The organism is Pseudarthrobacter defluvii (genome assembly GCF_030323865.1).
Lineage (GTDB): Bacteria > Actinomycetota > Actinomycetes > Actinomycetales > Micrococcaceae > Arthrobacter > Arthrobacter sedimenti.
Genome location: NZ_CP066362.1, coordinates 3,424,354 through 3,440,410 on the forward strand (window position 1 = coordinate 3,424,354; position 16,057 = coordinate 3,440,410).

A 16,057-nucleotide genomic window follows, 5' to 3' on the forward strand; every position below is an offset into this window, starting at 1 on the left:
ATGGTGGGGTGAACCCCCATGACTCCCTGATTCCTCTGCTGGGCCGCGGCCCGGACCCGGAACAGCTCCGTCATGTCCGCACCATCCCGGCGCGGGAGGCGGTCCACGCACCATGGCCCGCATGGCTGCATCCGGACATCGCTGAGGCATACGGCTCCTTGGGCATCCGGGAGCCATACCTGCATCAGGTGGATGCGGCCAACGCAGCCCACTCGGGCGGACACGTTGTGGTGGCCACCGGAACCGCGTCCGGAAAGTCGCTGGCATACCAGCTGCCGGCGCTGGATGCGATCCACCGGTCCGAGCTGCGGGTGCTCGCGGACCCGGGGAAAATCCACGACGACGGCGCCGTCACCCTCTACCTCTCCCCCACCAAAGCGTTGGCGGCCGACCAGTTGAACGCCATCCGTGCCCTGAAACTGCCCACCGTCCGGGCCGAAACCTATGACGGCGATACTGATCCGGCCGCGCGCCGGTGGATCCGGGACCATGCCAACTTCATTCTGGCCAACCCGGACATGCTGCACTTTGGCATCCTTCCCAACCACGCCTGGTGGGCAGGGTTCTTCCGGCGGCTGCGCTATGTGATCGTGGACGAGGCCCACAGCTACCGCGGCGTGTTCGGATCGCATGTGGCCAACCTAATGCGGCGGCTCCGCAGGATTTGCGCCTATTACGGGGCAGGAACCTCATTCCCGGAGCCCGTCTTCATTGCGGCCTCCGCCACCGCTTCCGAGCCCGATCTCTCCTTCGCGCGTCTCATCGGCGCCCCCGTGAAGGCGGTGTCCCGCGACTGTTCGCCCCATGGGGCCACCACTGTGGCGCTGTGGGAACCGGCGCTCACAGACATCCGCGGCGAGAACGGAGCCACGGAGCGGCGAACCGCGGTTGCCGAGACCTCGGACCTGCTGGCCAACCTGGTATCAGCCCGGATCCGCACCATTGCCTTCATCAAGTCCCGGCGCGGGGCCGAGACCATCTCCGCCATCACCAAACGGCTCCTTGACGAGGTGGACCCCAGCCTGCCCCAGCGGGTGGCGGCCTACCGTTCCGGGTACCTGCCGGAGGAACGCCGTGCGGTCGAGAAAGCCCTGCGTTCGGGCCAGCTGCTGGGCGTTTCCAGCACCTCCGCGCTGGAGCTGGGTATCGACATCTCGGGCCTTGACGCGGTCCTGGTTGCAGGCTGGCCCGGGACGCGCGCATCCATGTTCCAGCAGATAGGCAGGGCCGGCCGGGCGGGCCAGGAAGCCATCGCGGCGTTTGTGGCCAGCGACGACCCACTGGACACGTTCCTGGTGAACCACCCGGAAGCGATCTTCGACGTGTCGGTCGAAGCAACCGTCTTTGACCCGTCCAATCCCTACGTTCTCGGGCCGCACCTGTGCGCGGCGGCTGCGGAACTTCCGCTGGGACCTGGCGAGCTTGACCTCTTTGGCGGAACGGCCGAAATGCTCCTGGACCGTTTGGTGGCACAGGGCTACCTCCGGCGGAGGCCCGCGGGCTGGTTCTGGACCCACTCGCAAAGCGCTGCGGGCATGGTCAGTCTCCGGGGTGACGGCGGTGGGCCGGTCAGCATCGTCGACGCCGAGACCGGTTCCCTCCTGGGAACCATGGACTCGCCCCAGACCCACTACCAGGCGCACACCGGCGCGGTTTACGTCCACCAGGGCGACACCTACGTGGTGGAGGATCTGAACGAAGACGACCACTGTGTCATGGTGCGCCGGGCAAATCCCGACTACTACACGACAGCACGGGACGTGACCCAGATCGAGGTCCTGGACTCCGTGCGGACCATGCAGTGGGGCGATGTGACTGTCCACTTCGGCGACGTGAAGGTCACCACCCAAGTTGTCTCCTTCCAGCGCAAAGCCTTGATTTCCAACGAGGTCCTGGGTGAAGAGCCGCTGGAACTGGGCGCACGTGAGCTCTTCACCAAGGCGGTCTGGTTCGTGGTGGACAACCGTTCTTTGACGGGGGCGGGACTGATTGAAGCGCAGTTTCCCGGTGCCCTGCACGCCGCGGAGCACGCGGCAATCGGACTCCTGCCCCTCGTTGCGTCCAGCGACCGCTGGGACATCGGCGGGGTTTCCACGGCGCTGCACGCCGACACCGGCGTGCCCACCATCTTCGTGTATGACGGGCACCCCGGCGGCGCAGGGTTCGCCGAGCGTGGTTTCGACAAGGCCATGGTGTGGCTCGCGGCCACGCGGGACGCCATCAAGGCCTGCGAGTGCGACTCCGGCTGCCCGTCCTGCGTCCAGTCCCCCAAGTGCGGAAACAAGAACAACCCGCTGGACAAGGCTGCAGCGGTGACCCTTCTGGATGTCCTGCTCAAGGACGCCACGGAAGCCGTGCCGGTGGAACAGGAAGCCAGGAGCTGACTCCTGCAAGGCCGCCTTTCCTATGGTGGAGGCCCTGCCCGGGCACGACCGGTGGCTGCACCCAGCAGCGAGCGCTCGCCAAGCTCGGTCCGCACCTCAATGGTTTGCCCGGCCCCCTCAGTGCAGCTGATGACCGTCGCCGCGTGGCGTGCTGCCACGTCGGCGGCAACCGTGCAGGGCTCACCGCTGCTGATGCCGCGAAGTGCGTCCGCCGCAGCAAGCGCGGACAGGTCCGCAGCTGCAGCCGCCCGGCTTGCGAGGACAGCTGACTGGGCCAGCAGCAGCATGACCGCCATCGCCGTGATGACCACAAGCGCCAGCCCTGCAGCCAGAACCGTCCCGGAGCCGCGCTCACGGCCATCGTCGACTCCTGACCGCCGCCACCCGGGAGCGGGCCCGGACTGCCCGCTCTGGGCCCAACGGCAACGCCAGGCTGGAGCCCTGCGGAACCGCCTGGTTGGAGCGCGGCAGCACCCGGTTGGGGACCGTCTGCAGTGCCTTGTTGGAGCGCGACCGGGGAGTGAGGCGGAGCTGCCCTCTTTGCCCACCGGACGTAGTAGCTTGGCTTTCCCCATCATTTGAGCCCTGTGCCCTCGGTCAGGCCACCGCCAGCACCGCCGGCAGTTCCGGTTCCTGCGGTTTCACTGCGTGTTGAGGCACGGGCGGTGAGGGTCCACGGGATGGAGGATCCCAGGGGCCCGGGCACCTTGTCCGTCACGGTGATGCTGAGCCACTCTCCGTCGGCAGATATGGAGGCGGCCGCCGACCCACCGGCAAGCGTCCGGACTGTCCGTTCCACCGCCGCCGGGTCATCGCCCCGAGCCAAGGCCCTGGCGCCGGCCCGGGCTCCCTCTTCGATGCGCAACTGCGTCATGCCGGCGGCGGCACCGGCAAGCAGCATGGCCAGCAGCGCCAGCACGGCGGGAAGTGCCACGGCAAACTCCGCCGTCACCGCACCCCGTGCTTTGGCCGCTCTGTCCAATGTTCCCCTGTCCGACATTCCCCTGCCCCGTTGTTTGCTTCCTTGCCCGCTGACTGCCCTATTGACGGTGATACCACTGCGGGCCACCTGGAACCCGGACACCAAGCTTCCGGCGACCCGGCTGCAGGCCACGCTGCGGCCGGCAGCCGGAAAGGACCCCCGGCCGTGACGCATACTCTGCACGAGGCTGACGGCAAGTACTGGCGTCACGGCAGCGCCAAGGCGGTGCGGATGAGGTTGAGCAGGAACCCCCGAACCTCATCGCTCCGGAGGATAAACACCAGCAGCCCGGCGAACCCAACCGCGGCCAGGGTAGCGATGGCATATTCCGCCGTGGCCATTCCGGCCTCAGAACACATCAGTCTTGCGTTGCGTGCGGCCTTGGATGGGACATCTCTAGGACCGGAGGTGGGCGGGTGAAAAGTTGCACCGGACTCGACTGGGCGGGTCCCCACCGAACAAGTAAACGAATAAGTAGCAGCCACGCCATGCCCCACTGAATCGAGGCAGAGCTCCACGACGTTGCCTGGCAGCGGAACGGATGTGGTCCGCGCTGAAGCGGTGGTGCCTGATGCCTTCATGGAAAGTGCGTCGGCGAGCGATACAGGCGCGAAAGCGCGCGGGGCGCCGCTGATGTTGCGAAGGCGACCGTCTCCCCGCCCGGGCTGCAGCAGGCCGGGCCGCAGGCCGCAAGCAGCGAGCGCGGAAGTTCCGGCGGAGTAGTTGGCGGAGTAGTTACGGCGGCGGTGGTTGGTGGACATGTGGTTTCCTTTCGGTTGTTCGCCGGGGGCTTTGCCGGCTGCCTTTGACTCTTCCCGGCGTAGCTGTTGCCGGTAAGGGAAGGGGTGCGCTAAGTGGAAAAGCCGGGGCACTCCCCCAATGTGGAGGAAGGGTGGCCTCGGACTGCACAGATGCCGGCCAGAAAGCAGGGCCGGCCGCCTGGAGCCGGAGGGCGCCGGAGTGACAAGGCGCCGGAGGGCGCCGGAGTGACTAGGAGCCGGACGGCACTAGCGCCAGCAGCACAGGAACCACACCCAGGCAAATGAAGGCAGGGAGCGAGCACAGGCCCAGCGGAACCACCAGCTTCACCCCAAGCGAGGCAGCCCGCTTTTCAGCGGCCCGGAACCGTTCCCGCCGGAGCCTTGCGGCCTGGGCATACAGGATCGCGGACGACGGGGCACCGGTGAGGGCTGCGAAGCCCAAGGCATCACGAAGCTCAAGGATCCCGCTGCTGCGGGCGGCAGAGCTGCGCCAGGCGGTTTCCCAATCGGCGCCGATGGCCAGCGCCGAGACCACGGGCCGCAGCGAGTCCCTGTACTGCGGTGCCGCGGAGGCGGCCACCAGCTCGAGCGATCTTCCAAGCCCGGCCCCCGCATCGAGCATGGCAGCAACGAGCTCAAGCATCATGGCCGTGTCGTTCAGGCCCCTGCTGCGACTTCCTCCCGTACCCGTGGTGTGCTTTGCCCCCGGCCCAGGAGACGGCGACAGGCGTCGCAGCCGTTGGCGAGACCGGTCATGGCTGGAGCAGGCGAGCCATGCGCCGGCCGCGAGCAGCAGGAAAAGCACGGGGCCCGGACCCAAAACCGCGGTCATGGTGTTCCTGACCCGGCGGCGGCCGATACCAGCCGCGCGGACCAGGCCCTTCCCGCAACCGTGAGGACTGCTCCGCCAAAAAGTGCGGCCAGGCCGAGAGGTGTTCCCAGCAGGGTGGACAGCGGATCCACGCCCAGGAGGGTGCCCAGTCCTAGACCCATCAATGGAAGCCAGGTCAGGAGGCGGACCGTTGCCTTGGGCCCGGCAAGGGCTGTTTGCCGCGCCGCGTCTGCGTCATCCTCCGCTTCGAGCTGGGCTGCAAAGCGCGTCAGCACGTCGGCGAGCGGGCACCCGCTGGCTTCTGCGATGTCGAAGCACGCAGCGAGCTGGGACCAGGTCCGGGCCTCCCTGTCCCTGGCCTTGAAAACTGTGGGCAGTGCCCGCCGGATGGCTTCGGCGACGGGAGCTCCCGTCGCCGAAGCCGCCCGCGCAGACCCCAGTACGGCGGCCGATCCCTCCGACAACGCCGAGCCAAAGTGGAGTGGCTCCCCAAGCGGCTGCCCGTTCCCATTGGGGACGCCGTAGACCGTCCAGAGTTCGTCCCACAGCCGCCCGGGCGTCCGTCCACCTTTCAGCAGCGCCGCCAGTTGCTGAACCACCAGTGTCAGGCCGGGTCCCTTGGCCGTTGCGGCGTTTCCACCGGCCCGCCTGCCCCACCGCAATCTCCGAACCTTCGCAAATGAGGGCAAATCCGGACTGCTCCTGGTTGCTGCCCGCAACCTGGAAGCAGCACCCAGGGGAGGTTTGAGGAGCAACAGCACAGCAGCGCACAACACCACGGTGAAGAGAAGAATCACAGGATGTCCCCGCGGTCCATCCCCAATCGGACCGCCAGGGCAGGCCATGCGGGGCCCGGCGACCCCGCTTGTCCAACGGCCGGCACCACCGTCAACCCCTCCGGGCCGTCGTCGATAAGCCCAATGCACAAGACTTCCCTGCCCCGCTGCGTCCTGCCCACGTGGATGACCGCATCCAGCGCGCTGGCCGCCTGGAGCCGCACAGCCTCCGGACCGAGCCCTGCGAGCGCACCGAGGGCGTTGAGCCTGGCCGGTACGGCTGCAGCGGTGTTTGCGTGGATGGTGCCTCCGCCGCCGCTGTGCCCGGTGTTCATCGCGGTGAGGAGTTCACGTACTTCAGCACCTCTGCACTCCCCCACCACCAGCCTGTCCGGGCGCATCCGGAGCGCCTGCCGGACGAGTTCCCCCAAGTCCACCGCGCCGCCTCCTTCGAGGTTCCCATGGCGTGACTCCAGGGCGACGACGTGCGGGTGGACGGGGTTCAGTTCGGACGCATCCTCGATCAGGACCAGGCGCTCTTCCGGGGAACACAGGCCCAGCAGGGTGGACAGCAATGTCGTCTTGCCGGAGCCCGTGGCACCACTGACCAGGAAGCTCAACCTTTTGGTGACCATCCTCTCGAGCACCGCCTGCACTCCTGGCCCGAACATGCCGCCGGAGCCCAGCTCCGCCATGCTGAACACCCGTTCCCTCCGGATCCGGACACTCAGCAGCGTCCCGGACGTGGATACCGGCGGCAACACGGCATGGACACGGTAACCGCCGGCAAGCCTGACATCGACGCAGGGGGAACCGTCATCGAGGCGGCGCCCGCCTGCAGCCACGAGCCTGCAGGCCAGCGCCCGCAGCTGTGCCTCCCCGTCGAACAGGACGGGGACGCGTTCGATGCCCCGTCCCCGGTCCACCCAGACGGAATCGGGAGCGTTGACGAAGATATCGGTGACACCGGGGTCCCGCGTCAGCTCCTGCAGCGGCCCCAGCCCATTGAGCTCGGCGCTGATCCGCTCCACTGCGGCAAGTGATCCGGCGGTACCCAACAATTTTCCCGTGGCCTGGACGGCTGCGGCCACGCGGGAGGGCGTCACGGCTCCAGCCTCTGCCATCATCGACTCGCGGACGGATTCCAGCAGTCCGGAATCGACGGGCCTGCCCGTGCCGGCGGTGTCCCTGCTGCGCCCCGGGCGACCGGCCTGGTTCGCTGCCAGGATGCGTGCGCTGCGCCGCTCACCGAGGCCTCCCGCCCCTGCCGCCCCGCGCGTCTCCGGCGCCGAAGTTAAGGGAGTACCTGATGGCCGCCTCACTCCACGTCCCCCGCCGGCAGGTCCTCTCCGAGCCAATCGAGCACGGCTCCGCCAAAGTGGCGGATATTCCGCCGCTTCCCCAGGTCCAGGAGGCGGCCCGATTCCATGGCCCCGGCGACGGCACGCAGGTCTGGGATGCGGCCCTGAACCGGCAGCCCCACGGCGTCGGCGATCAGGGAAGTGTCGAGCGCCGCGCCGGGCCGCCCCCGAACCAGCAGTCCCGCCTCCACCGGCGGAAGTTCCTGCAGCAGGCGCACGGCCGCAACCGCTGCCTGTAGCTGCGCCGGCACCACCAACAAGATCCGGTCGCAGTCCCACGCCACCGTGCGGAGCGGCTCCGCGCCGCGTCCCACATCAACAACAACCAGTTCGTAACCCCGCCGCGCGGCATCGAGCACGCCGGCTGCGGCCGCCGCAGCCACCGGGAGGAGTTGTTCCCGCGTGGCGGGCCAGGACAGGAAGGAAAAGCCACCGGCAACCGGCAGGGAGTCGGTGAGCTGCAGGGGATCAATGCTTCCCCTGGCCTCGGCGAGGTCCGGCCACCGCAGGCCGGGATTCTCCTCCGCGGCGAGGGCCAGTTCCAGGCCTCCTCCCCACGGGTCTCCGTCCACCAGCAGGACCCTGGCACCCAGCCCTGCTGCCGCTTGCGCTATCCAGATGGCAGCGGTAGTGGCCCCGGCACCGCCGCAGCCACCGATGACGCCAAGGACCAGCCCACCCGGACCCGGCGAGCGCGACCGGCTGAGATGATCCGCCAGCCAGGCGGCGGCATCGGGCAGCACGGCAACACGTTCCGCACCCAAGGCAGCCGCGAGATGCCAAAGGCTGTCGCCCTCGCCGTCAAGGCCCACCATGACCGCAGGCGTGCTCCGGCGGGGCGGCAGTTCCCTGATGTCACTTCCCACCAGGACTGCTGCTGCCGAGTCCCAGTAGCGCCCGCCCTCCACCGCGTCCGCGACGACGCGCAACTTGCCGCCGGCGGCTGCCACAATGCGTTCCACTTCGGCGCGGAGGACACCGGAGGAGGTAACCAGCAGTACCTCGCCCCGTCCCGCGGACACTGATGGATCCGGCACCGAAGCAGCGGGCGCTGAACTGTATGGAACTGAAGCGTCTGCACCGGCACCAGGTAGACTGCCGTCGTCCGGCAGCCACGCGGCACCTGACTCCCCGGTCCCGGTGGCCAAAGGGTCCCCGGGAGGCAAGGTATCCGCCCGTGGCGCTGAGGCCGGCCTCGTTGGCGGCCAAGAGGAACCTCCGGCCTGTTCCTGCCCGGATGGCGATGCGTTCAGCTGGTGCCTGCTCATGGGGCCACTCTGCCCCTGCCGCACAGCCCAGTTAAGGGAGCACGTCCCGTATGTGGACAACCAGGCTATGGGCGCTCCACGGACAGGGCACAATGGGAGCATGTACCTGCTGCTCGCCGCCCACCCCCGCGGCGCGGCCCTCCAGGAACTGACCCAGGCCGGCCATGCCCAGCCGGCCAACCCCGAACCGCAAGTGGTGGCACTCAGCGACCTTTCCGCCGTCGTCCGCGAACTCGAAGCCAGGCGCCCCGGTGGCGTGCCGCCCCGTTGGATCTGGCAACGGACCCAGGACTGGTACCCGCAACTGCTCGCCTCCGGCGTGGAGGTGGAGCGCTGCTATGACATCACTCTCTGCGGCAACATCCTGGCCTTTTCCCAGTTCAGCGCCCACACGGAGTATGCCAGGAACACGGACCGAACCCCGGTGGAGGATCCCGTGCTTCCCCCGAAGACGCTGCTGCCCCCCCGTCCCCCGGCAGACCAAGGTGCGCTCTTCGATGATCCCGCGTCCGGACCGCCGCGGGGCGTTGCCCTTGAGGATCTCCGGGCCGAATACGCTGCCCAGCAGGCCGCGCTGGCGGAGGTGGGAACGGAGGACAACCGCCGGAAGCGCCTTCAGCTGCTGCTCGCGGCGGAGTCTGCTGCCGCCATGGTGGCTGCCGAGATGCAGCACGCGGGCGTTCCCTGGCGGGAGGACCTGCACGAGGAAATCCTCGTCAGCCATCTCGGCCCGCGGCCGCCGGCCGGCCAGCGGCCGCAGAAACTTGAAGCGCTGGCGGCGGAACTGCGTTCCCTGCTCCGGGCGCCCGGACTCAACCCGGATTCTCCGCAGGAACTGATGCGGGCACTCCACCGCAACGGGATCGAAGTAAAAACCACCCGAAAGTGGGAGCTCAGGGAGTACGGCCATCCGGCCATCGAGCCTTTGCTGGAGTACAAGAAGCTTTCCCGCCTGCATACGGCCAACGGCTGGTCCTGGCTGGACGCCTGGGTGGACGGCGGCCGTTTCCGTCCCGAGTATGTGGTGGGCGGCGTGGTGTCGGGGCGCTGGGCCTCCCGGGGCGGTGGCGCGCTGCAGATCCCCCGCCAGGTCCGCGGCGCGGTGCATGCCGATCCAGGCCACAAGCTGATCGTTGCGGACGCATCGCAGCTGGAACCGCGCGTCCTGGTGGCACTTGCCCAGGATTCCACCATGGCGGAGGCGGCTCGGGACCAGGACCTTTATGCCGGCATCGCCGCCAAGGGGTTCGGCGGCGACCGGGGCAAAGCAAAAGTAGCCTTGCTGGGCGCCATGTACGGGGCCACCTCCGGTGAAGCAGGCCGGCTGATGCCGCAGCTGGCGCGAACCTATCCGCGCGCCGTGGATTTCGTGGAGAAGGCAGCAAGGGCGGGCGAGGCCGGCGGGACGGTGACCACGCGGCTGGGCCGCAGCAGCCCGCCGCCTTCGGAACGGTGGTTCCTGAGCCAGCGCTCAGCAACGGCGGAGGAGCAGCGCCGGGCGGAGTCCATCGCCCGGAGCCGCGGGCGCTTCACCCGGAACTTCGTGGTCCAGGGGTCGGCAGCGGATTGGGCGGCGTGCTGGCTGGCGGAATTACGACGACGGCTGCGTACCTTGCGGACGGCAGGCACCGGCGGCGGTGGCGGGGCTGTCCAGGCTGAGCTGGTCTTCTTCCTCCATGATGAGGTGATGGTGCATGCCCCGGCGGACGGCGTCGACGCCTGCATCAGGGCGATCGAGGAATCGGCCCGGGCTGCGAAGGACCTGTTGTTCGGTCCTGTCCCGGTCGAGTTTCCGGTCAGCCTCGCCGTGGTTGACTCCTATGACCTCGCGAAATAGCCCCCCGAAAAAGGCCGCCAGCGCTTACGTGCGAGACGCAAAGTAATCTACCCGGCGGTAGCTATGCGGGCCCGGTGACGGACGTTACAGTCGTAGCGGCGACTGAAGCAGATCGGTCCGCACGCTGATGCAATGACGCATACCAGGGAGGTCCCCGTCCATGGCGGGAAGATTTGAAATCCATCGTGCAGGCGACGAGTCGTACCGGTTGCGGCTCACCGACGCCGAAGGGAATGTGGTGGCGGTGTCGCCAACCTTCAGGTCCCTGAGCATGCTCCGCGACGGCATCAATGCCATGCGCGAGAACGCCGCCACCGGAATCGTGGTGGACTTGCGCCAGCAGGCCTGAAAATCAGACCCCCATGGGATGCAGCCTGTTCCGGTCCCAGGGAACCGACCAGCCGAGCTGGTCGAAGAGGCCGCTCAAAACGATCCCGGTAAAGCCCCACACCACCACGCCGTTCACGGTGAAGGCAGGACTGTCAAAGGTGCGGCCCGCCCGGTGCACGGTGGCCATGACCCGGTTGTCCGGATCCAGGAGGTCACGGACCGGGACGCGGAAAACCTGCGCGGATTCGCCGTAGTCCACCACGCGGACCGGAGACGGGGCATGCCACCATCCGAGCACAGGCGTCACCAGGAAGTTGCTGTGGGCCAGGCCCAGGTCCTGGAGCGTGCCCAGGACCTCAACCCCGCCCGAGTCCAGTCCGGTCTCCTCCTCGGCTTCGCGGAGCGCCGCTGCCACCGGCGTTTCTCCCCTGTCGATGCCGCCGCCGGGAAACGCAACCTGCCCCGGATGCGATCCCAGTGTGTGGGCGCGTTCCAGGAGCAACACGTCGAGGTCGGCCGGCGCCAGCGGCTTGCCGGATTCGGCCGGGACATCGTCAAGGACGCCGAAAAGCATCAGGACAGCGGCCCTGCGGGCACGTGCGGCGTCCACCGTGAGTGCGGCCCAGCGGGGATCAGGCGGACCGGCCGTTCCGGTTTCCGCCCTTCTGATCAGCTCGGCAAGGTCTTCGCGTGCACTCACGGGGTCCTCAGCTGGGAGGCCATCCGGATTTCCGCGGCCCGGTGCTGCTCCGCCAGATACTGCTCCAGCAGCGCCTCGCTGCCAGGCGCAAGTTCGTATTTCAGGAGCTTGGCCGCTTTGTCGGGATCAGTCTCGCCCAGCCCGTAACTGGGGCACCAGTTGGCGACGGGGCAGGCCCCGCAGGCGGGCTTACGGGCATGGCACACGCGGCGGCCATGGAAGATGACCCGGTGGGACAGCATGGTCCAGTCCTTGCGCTCGAACAGTTCGGCCACGTCCTGTTCGATCTGCACAGGGTCCTCGGACTGGGTCCACCCAAACCGCTTGGCCAGGCGGGCGAAGTGCGTGTCGACGGAGATCCCCGGAATGCCAAACGCGTTGGCGAGCACCACGTTGGCCGTCTTCCGCCCCACCCCCGGCAGCGTGACCAGGTCCTCCATCCGGCCCGGGACCTCGCCATCAAAGTCGTCCACCAGGCGGGTGCACAGGGCAAGGACATTCCGTGCCTTTGCGCGGAAGAATCCGGTGGGTTTGAGGATGGTTTCAAGGTCTGTTGGGTCTGCCTCGGCCAGCGAACGCGCGTTGGGGTAGCGCGTGAACAGAACCTTAGTGACCTGGTTGACCGTAACGTCGGTGGTTTGGGCGGACAGGACGGTGGCCACGAGCAGTTCGAACGGGTTTTTGAAATCCAGTTCCGCATGGGCGTAGGGGTATTTCTCGGCCAGGGCCCGGTGGATCCGGCGCGCGCGCCGTTTCAGCGCCAGTACGGATTCGGACGAGACCGCCGGCATTCCGGCGGCCTGGCCGGCTTTGGTGCGCACCCCGGCCACCGGCGTCAGCCGCGCTCGATGTTGCTGAGGTCGCGCAGGACGCCCAGCCGCCCGTCCGTGTGCTGGACCAGGAACTCGTGGCCGCGGTCCTCAAGCGCCAGGACCCAGCCCCCGGGTTCGATCACGAAGGCAGGGGCGCCGGTGCGGGGGTCGAAGGCCGTGCGGTGCTGGGCGACGGCAAACCAGAAGGCCTCGTGGATGGGCTGCCCGTCCGTTTCGTCGTGGCGGCTGGCCGGGTCCACCGTAGCCCCGATGGGCTGGTCGGAACGGACCTGCTGGTGGACGGCGGTGGCGGCGGGCGGTTCCCAGGCTGCCTGTGGAGCATGTGCGCCGGGGACATCCCCGTACTGGGTCTCCTCGGCGGCCGGCATGGAGGCAGGACGGACGACGTCGGCTGCCTGGGTGGGCGGGCCGGCATCCACTTCAGGGGTCCGGTCGGAAACTTCGGGGGCGGTTGATACGGGCGTTGACGCGCCCGATGCAGCGGAGCCCGCATCGGCCTTGCCAGCTGCGGCACCGGCGGCGGGTGCGCCGCCGGAAGCTGGGGTGCCGGTGCCCGCGGCAGCGGAAGATGCGACGCCGGCTGCTCCCCCCGCAGCGGCCACGGGGACTGCCGCAGTGGCGGGCATGTGGGCAGACCGGCCAGGCTCAGGGCTGGAGGGAACGGGGTGCCCGGAGGAAGCTGGCTGCCCGGCGGACCCTGGCTGGGCAGGGGAAACCTGCTGGGCCGGGGACCCCGGCTGGACAGCGGAGGAGCCTGCACCTGCACCGCCAAAGATGCCGGCGCCCTTGAGGCCGCCCTTCGACTGGTTGGGGCCGGCTTCCGGCTTGGGTGCTTTGGGGGCCCGCGGCTTACGGACCGGGACCGCGGCTTCGCGTGCCACCAGGTGTGCCGGTACCTCTGGCCGGTCCTTGAAGTCGCCGGAGAGGTAGGGCAGGAAGCGGCCCAGCACCGTAGCGGCAAAGAGGACCAGCGAACCGATCAGGCCCACCAGCAGGCTGGTCACGTAGCCGCCGGCGACCGACAGGAAGAAGAAGGCAACCGCGAAGGAGGCCACCACGGACGCGAACTGGTCGATCGAGAGCGACCCCACCCGGATTTTGGTGGCAGGGGCCAGGCGGCGGGCAGCGAAGAGGGCACTGGTAATCAACGGCAGGATGATGCCCAATCCCAGGAAGAACAGGTTGTTCAGGTTCCACAGGTTGTACCGTGTGCCGAAGAGGGGCAGCAGGGACGCAACAAACAGGATGAGCGTGCCTGCGAAGACGGCCAGGTCGCGCACGGTGAACGGGCCGAGCACCGCCTGGTTGGCGTTCGGATCGAGCTTCCCGGCGCCGGCCTTTTGTCCTGCAGGCTGTCCCCCGGCGGCACCGCCGGCAGCAGCTGGCTGCCCCGGTCCCCCGGCCGTGGTTCCGGAGCCTCCTGGCCCCGCCCCGGTGTCCGGGCCCGTTCGCTGGCCGAAGCTCTGCTGGTTCATTCTGCTCTCCTTAGCGTGGCGGCACCGGGCCCTTCGGGGACCTTAAAACTGTGCCGTCTTGACATGCGGTCCCGCTCCGGCGCAGCGCCAGCAGCGCCTTGCCGGAGTGGTCCGAAGTGAAGTCACAATTCCATCTCAGCCTAGTCAACAGCCAAGCTGATCACTAGCTGGCGGAGCCCCGCGGCGGCGCCTGCAGGGTTATGAACACGCCATTCACCGCTTAAAGAAGACCGCTCGCGGGCGCTTCTGTGACGGGGGGCACAGAGGATGCGCGGCAAGCATTAGGCTAGGTTTCGGAACAGCTCTTTGCGGTATGCCCATCCCGGCTGGAGCCCAAAGCTGTGCAAGCGGCGGGCTCTGCGGTGGCGGCATCCCGCGCGGCAAAGATCGATGAATGATGAGGTTCACATGTCCCAGGACACTCCCAGCTCCACGGCCACCGTTCCGTCCGCTTCCGCCCAGCCGGCAGGCCAGCAGGGCCACCAGGGCGACGCCTTCGCGAACCTGCTGCATGAAACACGCGCCTTCCCGCCCCGCCCGGAGTTCGCGGCCAACGCCGTTGTCACCGCAGCAGAGTACGACGACGCCGATGCCGACCGGCCTGCCTTCTGGGCCAAAAAGGCGCGGGAGCTGCTGACCTGGAGCAAGGACTTCACCCAGGCCCTGGATTGGTCCGATCCGCCGTTCGCCAAGTGGTTTGTTGGCGGTGAGCTCAACGCCGCCTACAACGCCCTGGACCGGCACGTTGAGGCCGGCAACGGGGACCGGGTTGCCATCTATTTCGAGGGCGAACCCGGGGACACCCGCACCTACACGTACGCGCAGCTGACCGAGGAAGTGAAGAAGGCTGCCAATGCCTTCGAATCCCTGGGCGTGGCCAAGGGTGACCGGGTGGCGGTGTACCTGCCCATGATCCCGGAGGCCGTCATCACGCTGTTGGCGTGCGCCCGTATCGGCGCCGTGCACTCGGTGGTGTTCGGCGGCTTCTCCGCCGAAGCCCTGCGTTCGCGGATCGACGACGCCGAGGCCAAGCTGGTGGTCACCGCGGACGGCACCTACCGCCGCGGCAAGCCGAGCCCCCTCAAGGCCGCGGTCGACGACGCCCTGGCCCACGATGGCCATACCGTACAGAACGTGGTGGTGGTCAAGCGCAACGGCCAGGACGTGGACTGGAAGGAAGGCCGGGACCACTGGTGGGCTGACACCGTGGAGACGGCGTCCGCCGAGCACACCGCCGTGGGCCACGATTCCGAGCACCCGCTGTACATCCTCTACACCTCCGGCACCACCGGAAAGCCCAAGGGCATCCTGCACACCACCGGCGGCTACATCACCCAGACCGCCTACACCCACAAGGCAGTCTTCGACCTGCACCCGGAGACGGACGTGTACTGGTGCACGGCCGACGTCGGCTGGGTCACCGGCCACTCGTACGTCGCCTACGCGCCGCTCATCAACGGCGCCACCCAGGTGATGTACGAAGGCACCCCGGATTCCCCGCACCAGGGCCGCTGGTGGGAGATCGTGGAAAAGTACAAGGTCTCCATCCTCTACACCGCCCCCACCGCCATCCGCACCTTCATGAAATGGGGTTCGGAGATCCCGGCGAAGTACGACCTCTCCTCGCTCCGCGTGCTGGGTTCGGTGGGTGAACCGATCAACCCCGAAGCGTGGATGTGGTACCGCAAGGTCATCGGCGGCGACAAGGCCCCCATTGTGGACACCTGGTGGCAGACCGAAACCGGCGCCCAGATGATCGCCCCGCTGCCCGGGGTGACCGCCACCAAACCCGGCTCGGCACAGGTGCCGCTGCCCGGCATCGCCGTGGACGTTGTCGACGAAATGGGCGAATCGGTCCCCAACGGGCACGGCGGCTTCCTGGTGATCCGCGAACCGTGGCCCTCCATGCTCCGCGGTATCTGGGGCGACCCTGAGCGGTTCAAGGACACCTACTGGTCCCGGTTCGAGAACATGTATTTCGCCGGTGACGGCGCCAAGAAGGATGAAGACGGCGACATCTGGCTGCTCGGCCGGGTGGATGACGTCATGAACGTCTCCGGGCACCGGCTCTCCACCACCGAGATCGAATCCGCCCTGGTGAGCCACCCTGCCGTGGCGGAGGCCGCCGTCGTGGGTGCCACGGACGAAACCACGGGCCAGGCCGTCGTCGCGTTCGTCATCCTCCGCGGCGACGCCGCGAACAACGGCGACGCCACCGTCCAGGAACTGCGCAACCACGTGGGCAAGGAGATCGGACCCATCGCCAAGCCCAAGAACATCCTGGTGGTGCCCGAACTGCCCAAGACCCGGTCCGGCAAGATCATGCGCCGCCTCCTCAAGGACGTCGCCGAAGGCCGCGACCCGGGCGATGCCACTACCCTCTCCGACCCGTCCATCATGCAGGAGATCGCCCAGTCGCTCAGAAAGTAACACAGGCTTAGCACCTGTCCCGGCGCCCTGAAATGGCCCCGCTTTCCCTGTCTTTGCAAGGAAAACGGGGCCATTCCCATGTTGTGAC

The 16,057-nt window shown here is 68.1% G+C and carries 14 protein-coding genes; 4 read left to right on the plus strand and 10 right to left on the minus strand.

Annotated elements, in window-relative coordinates:
* Positions 1-8: 8 nt before the first annotated feature.
* Positions 9-2,384 (plus strand): DEAD/DEAH box helicase, encoded by a 2,376-nt coding sequence (locus tag JCQ34_RS15935; protein ID WP_286399073.1) that lies wholly within the window; start codon positions 9-11, stop codon positions 2,382-2,384.
* A gap of 20 nt (positions 2,385-2,404) precedes the next feature.
* Here the strand turns inward: JCQ34_RS15935 and JCQ34_RS21075 are convergent, their stop codons facing one another.
* From JCQ34_RS21075 to ssd, 7 genes are all read right to left on the minus strand, one after another.
* On the minus strand, positions 2,405-2,962 hold the full coding sequence (locus JCQ34_RS21075) for an Rv3654c family TadE-like protein (protein WP_350310795.1): 558 nt from the start codon (positions 2,960-2,962) through the stop codon (positions 2,405-2,407).
* Positions 2,959-3,336, minus strand: coding sequence for a TadE family type IV pilus minor pilin (locus tag JCQ34_RS15945; protein WP_350310796.1), 378 nt, complete (start codon positions 3,334-3,336; stop codon positions 2,959-2,961). Before JCQ34_RS15945 ends, JCQ34_RS21075 begins: the two co-directional genes overlap by 4 nt.
* Before the next feature lie 236 nt (positions 3,337-3,572).
* Entirely contained in the window at positions 3,573-4,127 is a 555-nt protein-coding gene (locus JCQ34_RS21125) for a DUF4244 domain-containing protein (RefSeq protein ID WP_376976624.1), read from the minus strand.
* Between the two features lie 229 nt (positions 4,128-4,356).
* Positions 4,357-4,959, minus strand: a complete 603-nt coding sequence (locus JCQ34_RS15955; RefSeq protein WP_286399075.1) for a type II secretion system F family protein — start codon at positions 4,957-4,959, stop codon at positions 4,357-4,359.
* Positions 4,956-5,804: a type II secretion system F family protein gene (locus tag JCQ34_RS15960; RefSeq protein WP_376976625.1), complete on the minus strand. Its 849-nt coding sequence runs from the start codon at positions 5,802-5,804 to the stop codon at positions 4,956-4,958. Before JCQ34_RS15960 ends, JCQ34_RS15955 begins: the two co-directional genes overlap by 4 nt.
* Complete coding sequence (locus tag JCQ34_RS15965) at positions 5,753-7,057, minus strand: TadA family conjugal transfer-associated ATPase (RefSeq protein WP_376976626.1); 1,305 nt, start codon at positions 7,055-7,057, stop codon at positions 5,753-5,755. The genes JCQ34_RS15960 and JCQ34_RS15965 overlap by 52 nt, the downstream gene beginning before the upstream one ends.
* A complete protein-coding gene (ssd, locus tag JCQ34_RS15970) occupies positions 7,054-8,118 on the minus strand; it encodes a septum site-determining protein Ssd (RefSeq protein WP_286399077.1) in 1,065 nt (354 codons plus the stop codon). The genes JCQ34_RS15965 and ssd overlap by 4 nt, the downstream gene beginning before the upstream one ends.
* A gap of 346 nt (positions 8,119-8,464) precedes the next feature.
* Here ssd and JCQ34_RS15975 point away from each other — a divergent pair, with 346 nt between their 5' ends.
* Together JCQ34_RS15975 and JCQ34_RS15980 are read left to right on the plus strand one after the other, a co-directional pair.
* Positions 8,465-10,201, plus strand: a complete 1,737-nt coding sequence (locus tag JCQ34_RS15975) for a bifunctional 3'-5' exonuclease/DNA polymerase (protein WP_286399078.1) — start codon at positions 8,465-8,467, stop codon at positions 10,199-10,201.
* Positions 10,202-10,361: 160 nt separating this feature from the next.
* Positions 10,362-10,550, plus strand: coding sequence for a YegP family protein (locus JCQ34_RS15980; RefSeq protein WP_286399079.1), 189 nt, complete (start codon positions 10,362-10,364; stop codon positions 10,548-10,550).
* 3 nt (positions 10,551-10,553) lie between these two features.
* On the opposite strand, the gene JCQ34_RS15985 is transcribed toward JCQ34_RS15980, so the two are convergent.
* Genes JCQ34_RS15985 through JCQ34_RS15995 form a run of 3 tightly spaced genes read right to left on the minus strand, consistent with a single transcriptional unit; the run spans position 10,554 to position 13,539 of the window.
* Positions 10,554-11,231, minus strand: a complete 678-nt coding sequence (locus JCQ34_RS15985; RefSeq protein ID WP_286399080.1) for an NUDIX hydrolase — start codon at positions 11,229-11,231, stop codon at positions 10,554-10,556.
* Positions 11,228-12,022: an endonuclease III gene (nth, locus tag JCQ34_RS15990; protein WP_286404596.1), complete on the minus strand. Its 795-nt coding sequence runs from the start codon at positions 12,020-12,022 to the stop codon at positions 11,228-11,230. The genes JCQ34_RS15985 and nth overlap by 4 nt, the downstream gene beginning before the upstream one ends.
* A gap of 44 nt (positions 12,023-12,066) precedes the next feature.
* Positions 12,067-13,539 carry a hypothetical protein gene (locus JCQ34_RS15995; RefSeq protein ID WP_286399081.1) on the minus strand — a complete coding sequence of 491 codons (1,473 nt, stop codon included), beginning with the start codon at positions 13,537-13,539 and terminating at the stop codon, positions 12,067-12,069.
* A gap of 408 nt (positions 13,540-13,947) precedes the next feature.
* Between JCQ34_RS15995 and acs the strand changes: the two genes are divergently transcribed.
* Entirely contained in the window at positions 13,948-15,969 is a 2,022-nt protein-coding gene (gene acs / locus JCQ34_RS16000; RefSeq protein ID WP_286404599.1) for an acetate--CoA ligase, read from the plus strand.
* The last annotated feature ends 88 nt before the right edge of the window (positions 15,970-16,057 follow it).